The 13,776-nt window shown below is 67.1% G+C and carries 15 protein-coding genes; 7 read left to right on the top strand and 8 right to left on the bottom strand.

Features of this window, described 5'->3' with window-relative positions; genetic code table 11:
• Positions 1-12: 12 nt before the first annotated feature.
• A complete protein-coding gene (locus HSX43_RS12220) occupies positions 13-1,509 on the bottom strand; it encodes a CoA-acylating methylmalonate-semialdehyde dehydrogenase (RefSeq protein ID WP_179380420.1) in 1,497 nt (498 codons plus the stop codon).
• 101 nt (positions 1,510-1,610) lie between these two features.
• Between HSX43_RS12220 and HSX43_RS12215 the strand changes: the two genes are divergently transcribed.
• The gene (locus HSX43_RS12215; RefSeq protein WP_179380419.1) at positions 1,611-2,501 is read left to right on the top strand and encodes a LysR family transcriptional regulator; all 891 of its coding nucleotides are present in this window, start codon (positions 1,611-1,613) and stop codon (positions 2,499-2,501) included.
• A gap of 25 nt (positions 2,502-2,526) precedes the next feature.
• Positions 2,527-2,877 carry a hypothetical protein gene (locus tag HSX43_RS12210; RefSeq protein WP_179380418.1) on the top strand — a complete coding sequence of 117 codons (351 nt, stop codon included), beginning with the start codon at positions 2,527-2,529 and terminating at the stop codon, positions 2,875-2,877.
• Positions 2,878-2,884: 7 nt separating this feature from the next.
• Here HSX43_RS12210 and HSX43_RS12205 read toward each other — a convergent pair whose 3' ends face one another.
• Positions 2,885-4,045: an amidohydrolase gene (locus HSX43_RS12205; protein WP_179380417.1), complete on the bottom strand. Its 1,161-nt coding sequence runs from the start codon at positions 4,043-4,045 to the stop codon at positions 2,885-2,887.
• 112 nt (positions 4,046-4,157) lie between these two features.
• Between HSX43_RS12205 and HSX43_RS12200 the strand changes: the two genes are divergently transcribed.
• From HSX43_RS12200 to coaD, 3 genes are read left to right on the top strand one after another with little or no spacing between them, the layout of a single operon-like run.
• Positions 4,158-4,595 carry a CBS domain-containing protein gene (locus tag HSX43_RS12200; protein WP_179380416.1) on the top strand — a complete coding sequence of 146 codons (438 nt, stop codon included), beginning with the start codon at positions 4,158-4,160 and terminating at the stop codon, positions 4,593-4,595.
• Positions 4,596-4,603: 8 nt separating this feature from the next.
• On the top strand, positions 4,604-4,939 hold the full coding sequence (locus tag HSX43_RS12195; protein WP_179380415.1) for a GCN5-related N-acetyltransferase: 336 nt from the start codon (positions 4,604-4,606) through the stop codon (positions 4,937-4,939).
• 54 nt (positions 4,940-4,993) lie between these two features.
• Positions 4,994-5,488 carry a pantetheine-phosphate adenylyltransferase gene (coaD, locus tag HSX43_RS12190; protein WP_179380414.1) on the top strand — a complete coding sequence of 165 codons (495 nt, stop codon included), beginning with the start codon at positions 4,994-4,996 and terminating at the stop codon, positions 5,486-5,488.
• 114 nt (positions 5,489-5,602) lie between these two features.
• Here the strand turns inward: coaD and ilvN are convergent, their stop codons facing one another.
• Positions 5,603-6,166: an acetolactate synthase small subunit gene (gene ilvN / locus HSX43_RS12185; protein WP_179380413.1), complete on the bottom strand. Its 564-nt coding sequence runs from the start codon at positions 6,164-6,166 to the stop codon at positions 5,603-5,605.
• A 252-nt stretch (positions 6,167-6,418) separates the two neighbouring features.
• Here ilvN and HSX43_RS12180 point away from each other — a divergent pair, with 252 nt between their 5' ends.
• On the top strand, positions 6,419-6,802 hold the full coding sequence (locus HSX43_RS12180) for an EF-hand domain-containing protein (protein WP_179380412.1): 384 nt from the start codon (positions 6,419-6,421) through the stop codon (positions 6,800-6,802).
• Between the two features lie 265 nt (positions 6,803-7,067).
• Here HSX43_RS12180 and HSX43_RS12175 read toward each other — a convergent pair whose 3' ends face one another.
• Both HSX43_RS12175 and HSX43_RS12170 read right to left on the bottom strand, forming a co-directional pair.
• The gene (locus HSX43_RS12175; protein ID WP_179380411.1) at positions 7,068-7,613 is read right to left on the bottom strand and encodes a hypothetical protein; all 546 of its coding nucleotides are present in this window, start codon (positions 7,611-7,613) and stop codon (positions 7,068-7,070) included.
• The gene (locus HSX43_RS12170; RefSeq protein WP_179380410.1) at positions 7,613-9,367 is read right to left on the bottom strand and encodes an acetolactate synthase 3 large subunit; all 1,755 of its coding nucleotides are present in this window, start codon (positions 9,365-9,367) and stop codon (positions 7,613-7,615) included. The genes HSX43_RS12175 and HSX43_RS12170 overlap by 1 nt, the downstream gene beginning before the upstream one ends.
• A 308-nt stretch (positions 9,368-9,675) precedes the next feature.
• Between HSX43_RS12170 and HSX43_RS12165 the strand changes: the two genes are divergently transcribed.
• Positions 9,676-10,437, top strand: a complete 762-nt coding sequence (locus tag HSX43_RS12165; protein ID WP_179380409.1) for a YHYH protein — start codon at positions 9,676-9,678, stop codon at positions 10,435-10,437.
• A 21-nt stretch (positions 10,438-10,458) separates the two neighbouring features.
• Here HSX43_RS12165 and HSX43_RS12160 read toward each other — a convergent pair whose 3' ends face one another.
• The 3 genes from HSX43_RS12160 to HSX43_RS12150 form a co-directional block, all read right to left on the bottom strand.
• Positions 10,459-11,874, bottom strand: a complete 1,416-nt coding sequence (locus tag HSX43_RS12160; protein WP_179380408.1) for a TRAP transporter large permease — start codon at positions 11,872-11,874, stop codon at positions 10,459-10,461.
• 3 nt (positions 11,875-11,877) lie between these two features.
• On the bottom strand, positions 11,878-12,501 hold the full coding sequence (locus tag HSX43_RS12155) for a TRAP transporter small permease subunit (RefSeq protein WP_179380407.1): 624 nt from the start codon (positions 12,499-12,501) through the stop codon (positions 11,878-11,880).
• Positions 12,502-12,571: 70 nt separating this feature from the next.
• Entirely contained in the window at positions 12,572-13,582 is a 1,011-nt protein-coding gene (locus HSX43_RS12150; RefSeq protein ID WP_179380406.1) for a C4-dicarboxylate TRAP transporter substrate-binding protein, read from the bottom strand.
• Positions 13,583-13,776: the final 194 nt, after the last annotated feature.

The following is a 13,776-nucleotide window of genomic DNA, read 5'->3' as shown; positions in this document are numbered from 1 at the left end:
ACCGAAAGCTCTTCACTCCATGACCGGGATCGAGAACTCGCCGCCTTCCTTGATGCCCGAAGGCCAGCGCGCGGTGACGGTCTTCGTCCGCGTATAGAAGCGGAAGGCGTCGGGACCGTGCTGGTTCAGGTCTCCGAACATCGATTTCTTCCAGCCACCGAAGGTGTGATAGGCGAGCGGCACCGGGATTGGCACGTTCACACCGACCATCCCCACGTTCACGCGCTTGGCGAAATCGCGGGCGGTGTCGCCGTCGCGGGTGAAGATCGCCGTGCCGTTGCCGTATTCGTGGTCCATGGCAAGGCCGAGCGCCTCCTCGTAGGTCTGCGCGCGCACGGTCGACAGGACCGGGCCGAAGATCTCCTTGCGGTAGATCTCCATGTCGGGCGTCACCCGGTCGAAGAGATGCGCGCCGACGAAAAAGCCGTCCTCGTAGCCCTGCACCTTGAGCCCGCGGCCATCGACCACGAGCTCCGCCCCCGCGTCGATCCCCGATTGCACGAGGCGCTCGATGTTGTCCTTCGCTGCCGCCGTCACGACGGGGCCGAAGTCGACGTCATCGCCCGAGGTATAGGGCCCGACCTTGAGCGCCTCGACGCGCGGAATGAGCTTCTCGATGAGCCGGTCCGCCGTCTCCTCGCCGACGGGCACCGCGACCGAGATGGCCATGCAGCGCTCGCCCGCCGCGCCGTAGCCCGCGCCGACGAGCGCGTCGGCGGCCTGGTCCATGTCGGCGTCGGGCATCACGATCATGTGGTTTTTTGCGCCGCCGAAGCACTGCGCTCGCTTGCCGTTCGCCGAGGCGCGCTCGTAGATGTAGGCGGCGATCGGCGTGGAGCCGACGAAGCCGATCGACTGGATCACCGGATGGTCGAGGATGGCGTCCACGACCTCCTTGTCGCCGTTGACGACCTGCAGGATGCCCTTCGGCAGGCCTGCTTCCTCCATCAGGGCCACGAGCATCATCGGCACCGAGGGATCACGCTCGGACGGCTTCAGGATGAAGGCGTTGCCGCAGGCGATGGCGGGCGCGAACATCCACATCGGGATCATGGCGGGGAAGTTGAAGGGCGTGATGCCGGCGGTGACGCCGAGGGCCTGACGCATCGAGTACATGTCGATGCCGGGGCCGGCGGAATCCGTGAACTCGCCCTTCAGGTGATGCGGCGCGCCGATGCAGAACTCGACCACCTCCAGCCCGCGCTGCACGTCGCCCTTGGCGTCCGGAAAGGTCTTGCCGTGCTCGCGCGAGAGCGCTTCGGCCAGCTTGTCCATGTCGCGGTTCAGAAGGTCGACGAACTTCATCAGCACGCGGGCGCGCCGCTGCGGGTTCGTCGCTTCCCAGGCGGGCTGCGCGGCGGCGGCAACCGCGACGGCGCGGTCGAGGTCCGAGGCAGTGCCGAGCGCGAGCTTGGCCTGCACCTCGCCGGTGGCGGGGTTGAACACGTCGGCGCTGCGGCCCGCGCCGTCGACTTCGGTGCCGTCGATCCAATGTCCGATGCTCTGCATGGGGTCCTCCGTTGGTTGTGGACAGGGTAGTCGCGGCGGTCTTGCGGTAAAAGGGGCAGGCGGGCAGGGTCGCCTTGCGTTTTTGTCGGTATGGGGTGGCAATGGACTGGGACGATCTACGCATTTTCCTCTGTGTCGCGCGCGCCGGATCGCTTGCCGAGGCGGCGAAATCGTTGCGCCTCGACCCCGCGACGCTCAGCCGCCGGATCGCGCGGCTCGAGGCCGGGGCCGGTGCCGCGCTCTTCCTCAAGTCGCCGCGAGGCTATGCGCTGACCGGGGCCGGGCATCGCCTTCTGCCCCATGCGGAGGGAATGGAGGGCGGCGCGCGCGCCGGGGTCGCCGCGCTCGCCGGGGACGACAGGCTTCGGGGGCGCGTGCGGATCGGTGCCCCGGACGGGATCGCCAACCATGTCCTGCCGGCGGTCCTCACGCGGATGCGGGCCTCACATCCGGACCTCGGCCTCGACCTCGTGGCGCTGCCGCGTGTCTTCGACCTCGGGCGGCGCGAGGCCGATCTCGCCATCACGGTGAGCGCCCCGAAGGCCGGGCGTCTCCGGGTGCGGCGGCTCTGCGACTATCGCCTGAGCCTCGCCGCGCACCGCGACTACCTTGCGCGGCACGGCGAGATCGTCACGCGCGCAGCTCTGCGCGGGCACGCCATCGTGGGCTACATCCCCGACATGATCTTCGACGCGGATCTTGACTATCTGGGCGAGGTGGGGGCGGAAGCGCCCGGTCTCGCCTCCAACTCGGCTGCGGTTCAGCTCGGGTTGATCCGGGCAGGGGCCGGCGTCGGCGTCGTCCATGATTTCATGCTGGCCCATGCCCCGGAGCTGCGGCGCGTCCTGCCCGGCGAGGTCCGTCTCTCTCGCGCATTCCATCTCAGCCGGCACGCGGATGCGGGCGGATCCCTCGTGACGCGGACCGCCGACTTGCTGGCCGAGGGCGTTCGGGCCGAGATCGCGCGGCTCGAGGCGGCAACGGAATCGTAACCCCTTGGCGGCTAGGTCTCGGGCCATGCGCGTCGCCATGGTCTTCGTCCTCCTGTTTTCGGGGTGCTCCCTCTTCCGGCCTCCGGAACCTGTGGTCTTGCCCTTCGTGCCCGGCTGCGCCGACTATGTCGCGCTGGCGCGGGCGGTGGTCGACGGCCGCCGCGCGGGCCAGTCGCGACAGGAGCAGAGGCTGCAGGTCGATGAGGCCGCGCCCCATGCCGCGGTCCATCGCGCCACGGTCGAAAGCGTCTACGACTGGCCGCGCCCCACAACGGCGCGCGATTGGCGCGCCCTGCGCGAGACGACGGCCGCGGCCGCCGAGGTGCGCTGCGTCAATCGCCCGGCACGGACCTTGCGCGGCGGGTGGCCGCCGTAAGGAGCGCTCAGATGCCGGCAGCGCCGTCGAGCACCGCACGTGCCGCGCGGAGGAGCAGGGCAGCCCCCGGTGCGATCAAGCCGTCGTCGAAGTCGTAGTCCGGATTGTGCAGGGCCGGTCCGGGGCCCGCGCCGAGCAGGAGCAGCGCGGCGGGGCAATCATGCCCGAAGCGTCCGAAGTCTTCCGATGCCCGCAGCGGCGAGCCCCGGATTGCTTCTAGGCCGACCGCACTGGCCGCAGCCCGCAAGGCATGCGCGGCGTCCGGGTCATTGACGCCGGCGAGGAAGCGATCGTGTTCGGTCAGTTCGAATTCCAGGCTTTCGGCGTTCGCCGTCGCTTGGGCAAGGGCGTAGATGTCGGTCTCCAAGATGGCGAGCGTCGCGTCGGAGCAGGTCCGACAGGTGACGAAAACCTCGCCCCGTCCCGGCGCGATGCCGAAGGCCGGTTCCCCGAGCCGCGCATGGGTCAGGGTCACGAGGCGGAAGTCTTCCTCGGGAAACGCCCCGCGCGACAGCGCCGGTAGCGCGGTCATCAGCCGCGCCATCGCCGCGGCGGGGGATCGCCCGTCCTGCGGTGCGCAGGCATGGGCCTCGACCCCGGTGAAGGCGAGACGCAGGCCGACCGAAGGCGCACTCGAGAGGCCGTCGGGCACGTGGGCGACGCCGCGGGCGATGTCGGGTTCGTTGTGGAGCGCGAAGGCCCAGTCCGGGGCGAGATCGGCGAAAGCGGCATCCTCGCAGACGGCGATCGCACCGCGGCCGTCCTCTTCCGACGGCTGGAACATGAGCACGACGCGCCCCGCGGCGGGCCGCGCCCGGGCGAGCATCCGCCCGACGCCGAGCATCGTGGCCATGTGGCCGTCGTGTCCGCAGAGATGCGCGATGCCCGCGCGCCCGCTGCGCCAGGGGGGCGTCCCCGTCTCCTCGATCGGCAAGGCGTCTAGTTCACAACGCAATAGCACGGTCGGACCGGGCGTGGTGCCCTCGAAGACGCCGGCGACCCCATGCCCGCCAAGCCCTGTCACGAGGTGGTCAACCCCGAGCGCGGCAAGCTCCGTGGCGATCCGGGCGGCCGTTTCGACCTCGTCTCCCGAAACCTCGGGCCGCGCGTGTAACGCGCGGCGGAGCGCGGTCAGGTCGGCGATGTCGGCGTCGGTCAGCTCCTCCATGGATCTCTCCTGCCGCAAACCCGCCAGAGTGTCACGCCCCGCCGGATTTCCTTGACAGAAGGCCCGGCCCGGCCCGACCGTGGGAAGACGGCATCGATCAACGGAGGTCCACATGTTCGTCACCCAGATCCTGAAATCGAAACAGACGCAGGGCGTCCTGACCATCGACCCGGCGGCCACGGTCACCGACGCGGTGTCAGAGCTCGCCGCACGACGGATCGGTGCGCTCGTGGTCAGCGGCGACGGGCGGCGGGCCGAGGGCATACTGTCGGAGCGCGACATCGTGCGCGAGCTCGGCCGCGACGGCGCGGCCATCCTGTCGAAGACGGTGGGCGACCTGATGACGCGCGATCTCAAGACCTGTGCCCCGGGCGAGGACGCGCAGGCGATCCTGCAGGCCATGACGGAGGGACGCTTCCGGCACATGCCGGTCGTGGAGGACGGGCTGCTCGTCGGCCTGATCTCGCTCGGGGATGTCGTGAAGGCGCGGTTGAGCGAGGTGTCGATGGAGAAGGATGCCCTCGCGGCGATGATCTCCGGGCAGGTCTAGACGCGCCGATGGCCGGCGAACTGCCGGACCTTTTCGCCGAAACCGAAGCCCGGCGGCGGCTCGAAGAACGCTGGCTCGCTCTCACGAACCGCGAGTTGCCCGCAGCCGCGCGGCCGGGCTGGCCCGTCCGGCTCAACCACTGCTTTCAACGGATCCTCCTCGATCATGCGACGGGCGGTGTCTGGTACGACGCTATCGCCGGGCGTCCGGCCTACCTGCACGCGTCCGATGCGGTTCTGCGACGGGCGATCGAGACCGGCGAGGCGGTCCTGGCCGGTACGGCCGACCTCGACACGCTCAATGCCCGCAGTCTTGCCTGGCGCGGCAAGCGCCGCCGCGCTTGAACCCCGAGGCGGGCCGTGTCAGGCCTGTCGCACTTGACTTGCGGGAGTTCTGCGATGCGCACCGGCCTCTATCCCGGCACCTTCGACCCGATCACAAAGGGCCACATCGACATCATCAAGCGCGCCTGCACGCTCGTCGATCGACTGGTGATCGGCGTTGCGATCAACCGCGACAAGGGACCGCTCTTCGACCTCGAGGAACGGGTCGGGATGGTAGAGGCGGAATGCGCCTTCTGGTCGGATCGCACGGGCACGGAGATCGTCGCGCATCCGTTCGAAAACCTGCTCATCGACTGCGCGCGCGACGTCGGCGCACAGATGATCGTGCGCGGCCTGCGCGCGGTGGCGGATTTCGAGTACGAATATCAGATGGTCGGGATGAACCGTTTGCTCGACGACCAGATCGAGACGGTGTTCCTGATGGCCGAGGCACAGCACCAGGCGATCGCCTCGAAGCTCGTGAAGGAGATCGCGCGGCTCGGCGGCGACGTCTCCTCTTTCGTGACGCCGCCGGTGGACGCGGCGTTGCGGGCGCGCTTCTCGGGCTGACGTCGGAGCCGACGGCGCGCGTCGTATCGTGAGTATTTCCGGCAGGAAGAAGCCGGGACCATTCAAGTCGAATTCAATCTTCCTGCTTCAGGTTTCGCTGCCGCGACGGGCGCGCTATTCGGCCCCGCGCGCCAGAGCGGCGACACCTGTGCGGGCCATCTCGACGAGGCCGATGGGCCGCATGAGATCGGCGAAGGCCTCGATCTTGCCGACGTCTCCCGTGATCTCGAAGACGAAGCTGTCGAGCGTGCTGTCGACGACGTTGGCGCGGAAGATCTCGGCGAGCCGCAGCGCCTCGATCCGCTTGTCGCCGGTTCCGGCGACCTTGAAGAGCGCCAGCTCGCGCTCCACCGGCTTGCCCTCGACGGTCAGGTCATGGACGTCTCGCACGGAGACGATCCGGCCGAGCTGTGCCTTGATCTGCTCGATCACCTGCGGCGTCCCGGTGGTGACGACCGTGATGCGAGAGGTGTGCCCCTCGTGGTCGACTTCCGCCACGGTCAGGCTCTCGATGTTGTAGCCGCGCCCCGAAAAGAGCCCGATCACCCGCGCGAGAACCCCGGCTTCATTGTCGACGAGCACGGCGAGCGTGTGGCGCTCCTGCACGTCCGAGAAATTCGGGCGCAGGTTGTAGGCGGAATGGCTGGTCGAGCCCTTTTTCAGTTTCAGCGCGGACATCGTCTCTCCCCGGGTGGTGCTCGTCTCTTCTGCCGTGTTTCGCCGGAGATGGAAAGCATCGGCGGTGTGCCGCGTCGTCAAGCACGGGGCGACGGATTTCCGCCGGTTTTTGGGCGGCGGCCCGCCGGTGCTTCGGCGCGGGGCATCGCAAATCCGCGCGCGGCGCGCAGGGGACTGGCCGGTGCAGCACGCGCGGGCGAGAGCTTCGCGGAGGGGTGCGGAGAGACCGGGCCCGCAGCCGAGGAGAGACCGATGACACGACAAAGCATGATCAGCGCGGCCCTGATCCTGGCCACCACGGCCATCGCCGCGACGGCCCAGACGAGCTGGGACGTGAACACCGACGGCGCGCTGGATCCGGAGGAATTCGTGAACGGGTTCGGCAACCTCGGCACGTTCTCGCGCTTCGACGTCGACGCCGATGCCACGCTGAACGAGACGGAATGGGGCAACGGCCTTGGCGAGGTCGGCGAATACGTGAACATGGATCTCAACGGCGACGGCGGCGTCGACGAGGCGGAGTACAACGCGCTCCTCTTCAACCGCTACGACGGCGACGGCTCGGGCACGATCGAGGGCGAGGAAATCGCGCAGGTCGAGACCGACCTCGCCGAGGACGGACTGCTGGATCGGTGATGCGAACCGGGCGCGGGCGGAAGGCTGCCTGCGCCGAGCCTCGGCTCAGTATCAGCGGCTGGTCGCGAGGGGCGTGCCACCGCAGAAGACGACCGCCGCGCCGATGGCCCGCTCTACCTATCTTTCCAGCGACAGTACCCGTGCGCGCACCGCGGACGTCGGCAGCAGAAGCGCGACCGTGCCGAACGAGAGGACGTTGGCGGCGGCGATGACGGGGATGAAGAGGTCCCCGTCGCAACCAATCGGAAGACGTCGCGTGGGACCGTCAGTCGGCTTTGTAGATCGTTCGGATGCGGTTGGGAGGAATCCTCGCCATTCTCGCCAGTGCCTCGGCGTCATGTCGTTCCTTGGACAGCCGAAACGGGATCCGCCCCGAGGCAAGGTTGAAGGGATCTCCGGCCAGAATCTGCGTCACACCTGCCAAATAGAACCGGTTCGGCTGACAATCGAATCGGCCGCCCCGCTGGCGCGTCACGGGATTGTAGGATCGGACGGGATATTGCCAGCAGATGTCGTGGCTCCGGCTCCTAACATCGTATTCGATCTTCCAGTTCGACGGAACACCCGAGAAATTGCCGGGATACCACAGGTGCGCCTTGCCGTCGGTCCCGTGGTATTCGATCTGCGTTCCGTGAAAGCTGTTGTAGGTGATGAAGGTCCGGTCGGCGTGGATGCTGCGCGCGGCCTCAGGTCCTTCGGCGGCCGGGTCTGCCTGCAACTGTCGGGCAAGCTCCGACGTGGCCCCGACGCAGGCGGTCAGAAGAACCGCCAGAGCGAGGCCGAGCACCGGTGCGGGGAAGATGCGGTTCATCAGACCAGTACCGATCCCTTGGCGTCGATCACGCCCTGCGTTTCCGCGTCGCCGAGCAGCATGTCGTTGTGCGCCTTGCCCGAGGGGATCATCGGGAAGCAGTTCTCGTGCTTCTCGACCAGACAGTCGAAGACGACCGGACCGTCGTAGGCCAGCATCTCCTTGATCGCCTCGTCCAGGTCGTCCGGGTCGGAACACTGGATGCCCTTCGCCCCGAACGCCTCGGCGAGCTTCACGAAATCGGGCAGGGCCTCCGACCAGGAGTGCGAGTAGCGCTCGCCGTGCAGAAGCTCCTGCCACTGCCGGACCATGCCAAGGCGCTCGTTGTTGAGGATGAACTGCTTCACGGGCAGGCGATACTGCGCGGCAGTGCCCATCTCCTGCATGTTCATCAGCCAGGACGCCTCGCCCGCGACGTTGATGACGAGCGCCTCCGGGTGCGCGACCTGCACGCCGATCGAGGCTGGAAAGCCGTAGCCCATGGTGCCGAGGCCGCCCGATGTCATCCAGCGGTTCGGGGCCTCGAACCCCAAGTACTGCGCGGCCCACATCTGGTGCTGTCCGACTTCGGTGCAGATGTAGCGATCATGGTCCTTCGTCAGCGCCTCGAGCCTTGCGAGGGCGTGCTGCGGTTTGATCGTCGGCCCGGACTGCGTGAACTTCAGGCAGTCGATCTTGCGCCATTCCTCGATCTGGCCCCACCACTTCTGGACGGCACCCGCATTCGTCTTGCGGCCGCGGGCCTTCCAGAGGCGCAGCGCGTCCTCGAGCACATGGCCCACATCGCCCAGGATCGGAACGTCGGCCTTGACGACCTTGTTGATGGACGAGGGGTCGATGTCGATATGCACCTTGGTCGACCGCGGCGAGAAGGCACTGATGACCCCCGTGATCCGGTCGTCGAACCGTGCGCCGACGTTGATCATCAGGTCGCAGCCGTGCATCGCCATGTTCGCCTCGTAGAGACCGTGCATCCCGAGCATCCCAAGCCACTTCGCGCCCGAGGCGGGGTAGGCCCCGAGACCCATCAGCGTCGAGGTGATCGGAAAGCCCGTCGCGTCCACCAATTCGCGCAGGAGCTGGCTGGCCGCGGGGCCCGAGTTGATGACGCCGCCGCCGGTGTAGAAGATCGGACGCTCCGCCCGCTCCATCAGGTCGACCAGCTGCTCGATCGCCTCCGCATCGCCCTTCAGCTTGGGTTGGTAGTGCGAGGTCTCGACCTGCTTGGGGCCGGTGTAGTGGCCGTTGGCGAACTGGATGTCCTTCGGGATGTCGACCAAGACCGGGCCCGGACGGCCCGAGGTGGCGACGTGGAACGCCTCGTGCAGGACCTTGGGCAGGCGGTCCGTCTCCTTCACCAGCCAGTTGTGCTTGGTGCAGGGGCGGGTGATGCCGACGGTATCGGCCTCTTGAAAGGCGTCGGAGCCGATCATGAAGGTCGGGACCTGACCCGACAGCACGACGATCGGGATCGAATCCATCAGCGCGTCCGTCAGGCCGGTCACCGCGTTCGTGGCCCCGGGGCCGGAAGTGACGAGCGCGACACCCGGCTTGCCGGTGGAGCGTGCGTAGCCTTCGGCGGCGTGGACAGCCGCCTGTTCGTGGCGGACGAGGATGTGCTTGATCTCGGCCTGCTGGAAGATCTCGTCGTAGATCGGCAGCACGGCGCCGCCGGGGTATCCGAAGATCGTGTCGACCCCCTGATCGCGCAGGGCTTTGACCACCATCTGCGCCCCGGTCATCTGCTTGCTCATCTCATCCATCCTTCGTTTGGCCCGCTTCACGAAAAACCCCCGGAGGGGTCAGCTCCGGGGGCACATGGTTACCGTTATGGTTGCTGAAGTTCAGCCCATGCACCCTGTTCCGACGATTACGAGAAGCGTGTTCATATCCGTGTCCTTTGTGAGAGTATGAATACCGTCTGGAACGACAGGGTCAACAGTCCAGCAGGAGAAAATTGCCGCACCAAGTCGTTTTGTTTGCATTTATTGCGCCTGATGGGCGACGGATTGTCGGAGCCGGGCCGTGGAAGAGGGGTCTTGTCCCCATACGGAGCGCTCCGATGAAACCCGAATTGAAAGCCCTCGCATTTTCCGTCCTGCTCGTGTCGACGCCGGGGTCAGCCCATGAAAACGATGTCACCTGGGATCTGCGCGGAGACATGATCTGCGCGGAATCGAACGGGGTGCCCGATCACGCCATGGGACGATTCCCGAACCGCGCTAACCCGAATACCTTCCGTCTCCAGCGCCTGACGTTCTGCTTCCCCGAAACGCCGCAGATGGCCGGGACGGTGACGACCGGGCTGATGACCGTCGGCGTGTCGCTGACCGGTGTGCCCTTCCGACCCTACACGGCCGGATACTACGATCCCGACGGGCGGCGTCAGCTTGGTCCCGATCCCTCCAGCGGCTGGCGTCAGCAGGCGATGCACGATCCGCGCAGCCTCGGCATGGATGCGGAGAACGGCCATGTCGACCGCGCGGGGCTCTACCACTACCATGGGGTCTCGCCGTCCCTCGAGGCGCAGGCCGAAGGCGGTCTTCTGGGCTATGCGCCCGACGGTTTCGAGATCCGCTACAGCCCCGCGACGGCGACCTCCTCCTACGTGCTCAAGGCGGGATCGCGGCCGACTCCGCCGCATGGGGCCCACGACGGCAGTTACGAGGAAGACTTCGAGTACAGCGCCGGGAGCGGCACGCTCGACGAATGCAACGGGATGCTCGTCGACGGGACGTATACCTACTTCGCGACCGACGCCTATCCGTACCTGCCGCGCTGCTTCAAGGGCGTGGTCAATCCCGACTTCATGACCCGTGGCTGAGGTGGCCTCCCTGCCGGCCTGTCACAGCAAGCCTGGCAGGAACAGCACGATCCCCGGAAAGGCCACGAGGACGGCGACCGTGATGACGTCGGCCACGAAGAAAGGGGAGGCCCCGCGGAAGACGTCCGACACCGAGATGTCCATCTTCGCATCCTGCGCCACGCCCGCCACCACGAAGCAGTTGAGCCCGATGGGCGGCGTGATGAGACAGAGCTCCGCCATCTTGACCACGATGATACCGAACCAGATCGCGGCCTCCTCGTTCGTCATGCCAAGCGAGCCCGGCTCGCCACCGACGCCACCATTGAGGGCCATGACGGCCGGGAAGGTGACGGGCAGCGTCAGGATCAGCATCCCGATCGCGTCCATGAACATGCCGAGGACGACATAGGCCAGCAGGATCGCGAGAAGGATCAGGTAGGGGGGATAGTCGAGGCCCGCGATGAAGGTGGCGAAGGCGTCGGGCAGCTTGGCGAAGCCCAGGTAGCGCACGTAGATCAGAACGCCCCAGATCATCGCGAAGATCATCACCGTGAGCTTTGCCGCCTCCATCAGTGCGCCCTTGAGCTGCCCGAAGCGCATCCCCTGCCAGACGGCCATGGCGAGGACGACGCCCGCGCCGAGGGCCCCGGCCTCGGTGGGCGTGGCCCAGCCGAAGTAGATCGAATACACGATGATGAAGACGACGAGCAGGATCGGCATCGCGCCGGGCAGGGCGCGGAAGCGGTCGCCCCAGGAATAGCCGCCCACCGCCGGCCCGAGACTCGGGCGTATCTTGGCCAACCCGATGACGAGGCCGCCGTAGATGAGCGCCGACACCATGCCGGGCAGGAACCCCGCGAGGAGCAGCTTGCCCACGGATTGCTCCACGATGATCGCGTAGATCACGAGGATGGCCGAGGGCGGGATGAGCGAGGCCAGCGTGCCGCCCGCCGCGACGACCCCCGCCGCGAAGCGCTTGTCGTAGCCTTCGCGCAGCATCTCGGGGATGGCGATGCGAGCGAAGACGGCCGAGGTGGCGACCGAGGCCCCCGAGACGGCGGCGAAGCCTGCCGTGGCGAAGACCGTCGCCACGCCGAGCCCGCCCGGCACCCAGCCGACCCAGCGTTTCGCCGCCTCGAAGAGATAGCGCGTGAGCCCCGCGTAATAGGCGAGATAGCCGATCAGGATGAAGGTCGGGATGAGCGAGAGCGCGTATTGCGTCGCCTTCGAATGCGGGATCTGCCCGACCGTCTTCATTGCCGTGACGAGGCCCCGGTCGAAGCCCTGCTTCTGCATGAAGAAGAGGCAGAGGCCGAGGAATCCGATGAAGGCCGCCGCGAACGCCACGCGCACGCCGATCACGACGAGCACGAGGAGAAGGCCCGAGAGCCAGAGCGACATCGTGAAGACGTCGACGCCCTCGAGCAGGGCCTTCATGTCGATCAGAGCATCCATGGATCAGTCCGCCACCGTCGCCGCTTCCTTGTTCGCCTGCTCCGCCGGGTCCTCGATCAGCGGTACGGCGACGGGCCGTTCCGCTCCCGTGCGAATGGCCCGTCCGTAGGCCCAGAGTTGCAATGCCAGCCGCAACCAGAGGAGCGTGAAGGCCACCGGGACGGCCAGCTTCGCGGGCCAGAGCGGCAACGCGATGTCGATGCTCGAGTCGGTCGAGAAGTTGGGGGCGTTCCAGTCGAAGCTGCGGTCGAAGTGGAACCAGGCCCCGTAGATCAGCGCGGTCGTGACCAGCAGCATGAAGAGCACGGACAGAAATTCGAAAAGCCACAGAAGCCGCCCACGCAGCTTGCCCACGAGCAGGTCCATGCGGATATGCCCGCCCTCGCGCTGCACATAGGCGAGACCGAGGAAGGCGAAGATCGCCATGAACTGCTCGGTCCAGTCGATGTAGCCGGGCACAGGCGCGTTCAGGAATTTGCGCAGGAGTACGTTGGCGATGGCAAGCAGGACCAGCGCGAAGATCGTTATGCCCGATGCGAGGTTCAAGAGCGCCTCGACGCGCAGCAGCAGGCGGTCGGCCCGCGACAGCCGCGTGTCGTCTGTCAGGACCGAGGAGGGCGTCGACATGGTGTGTCCCCTGTCAGGCGAAAGGGGCCCGCGCGCCGCCATCGACGCGCAGGCCCCCGATGTCAGCGGATCAGTTCGACGGCGCGTTGTCCGAGACCGCCTGAACCGTTAGATCGTAAAGCTCCTGCCCGGGCAGGCCGTTCGACGTGGCCTCCTCGATCCAGGCCTCGTGGATGGGGCCCGCGTTCTCGCGCATCTTGGCGATCTCTTCCGGAGCCACCGTGACCTTCTCCACGCCCTTCTCCGAGAGCGTGGTTTCCCAACCCTCCAGAAGCTCGGCGTAGTTGGTCAGGTAGTGGTCGATCGAGGCCTCCACCGCGGCATCGAGGATCGCGCGGTGCTCGTCCGAGAGGGCCTCGTAGGCGTCGGTGTTCACCACCACAGGGCAGTTCACCGTGCCGGGGTTCAGGTTCTCGGTCCACCAGTCGGCGATGTCGATCGTCCCGAAGCTGAGGTGGGCATGTTGCGCGAAGGCGACCGAGTCGACGACGCCCGATTCCATCGAGTTGTAGGCCTCCGTCGCGGTCACCGAGGTCGGAACCGCGCCCACGCTCTCGAAGACCGAGCCGATGCCGCCGGTCGCGCGCACCCGCATCCCGTCGAACTCCTCCACGGTGTCGCGCGGCTCGCCGGTGCCGACGATGTTGTACTGCGGCATGGGGCTCGTCATCAGGATGCGCGCGTTCCACTGCGCCATCTCCTCGGCCACGGCGGGGTGGCCGTAGACGGCGTTGGCGACCGCGACCTCCTGCTCGAGCGTCTCGACCCCGAGGAAGGGCAGCTCCAGCACGGTGATCGCGCGGTTCTTGTCGCGGTGGTAGCCCGCGCAGAACTGCGCCATCTCGAAGGCCCCGATGGAGATGCCGTCGAGGTTTTCGCGGTTGTTCGACAGGCCGCCGTAGCTGATCGCCATGGTGAACTCGCCGCTCGACTCCTCCGCGACGATCTCGGCCATCTTCTCGATGTGCTCGGTAAAGGCGCGGCGCTTGCCCCAGACCGAGACGTTCCATTCGGTGGCCATCGCCTCGGCGGCGAAGGCAAGGGTGATCGCGGCGACGGATGCCGTCGTCAGAATTTTCATGTCGTATCCTCCCTGTGCGCGGGGTGGCTCCCCGCGTCGCCGAAAGCCTAGCAGTCGCGATGCACCGTTCAACAGCGGAATTGGGCTGAGGCGGTCTTTTATCTTTGTCAGATGGTTGGGAGGTGTTGTTAACAGATCTTGCTTCTCTTGTGCGAAAATCCGCACAAGCCGGACCGGTCTTGCTCGGATCAATC

It is taken from the genome of Jannaschia marina (genome assembly GCF_013404595.1).
In the GTDB taxonomy this organism is placed as follows: Bacteria; Pseudomonadota; Alphaproteobacteria; order Rhodobacterales; family Rhodobacteraceae; genus Jannaschia; species Jannaschia marina.
This window is presented reverse-complemented; position numbering and strand designations above follow the sequence as displayed.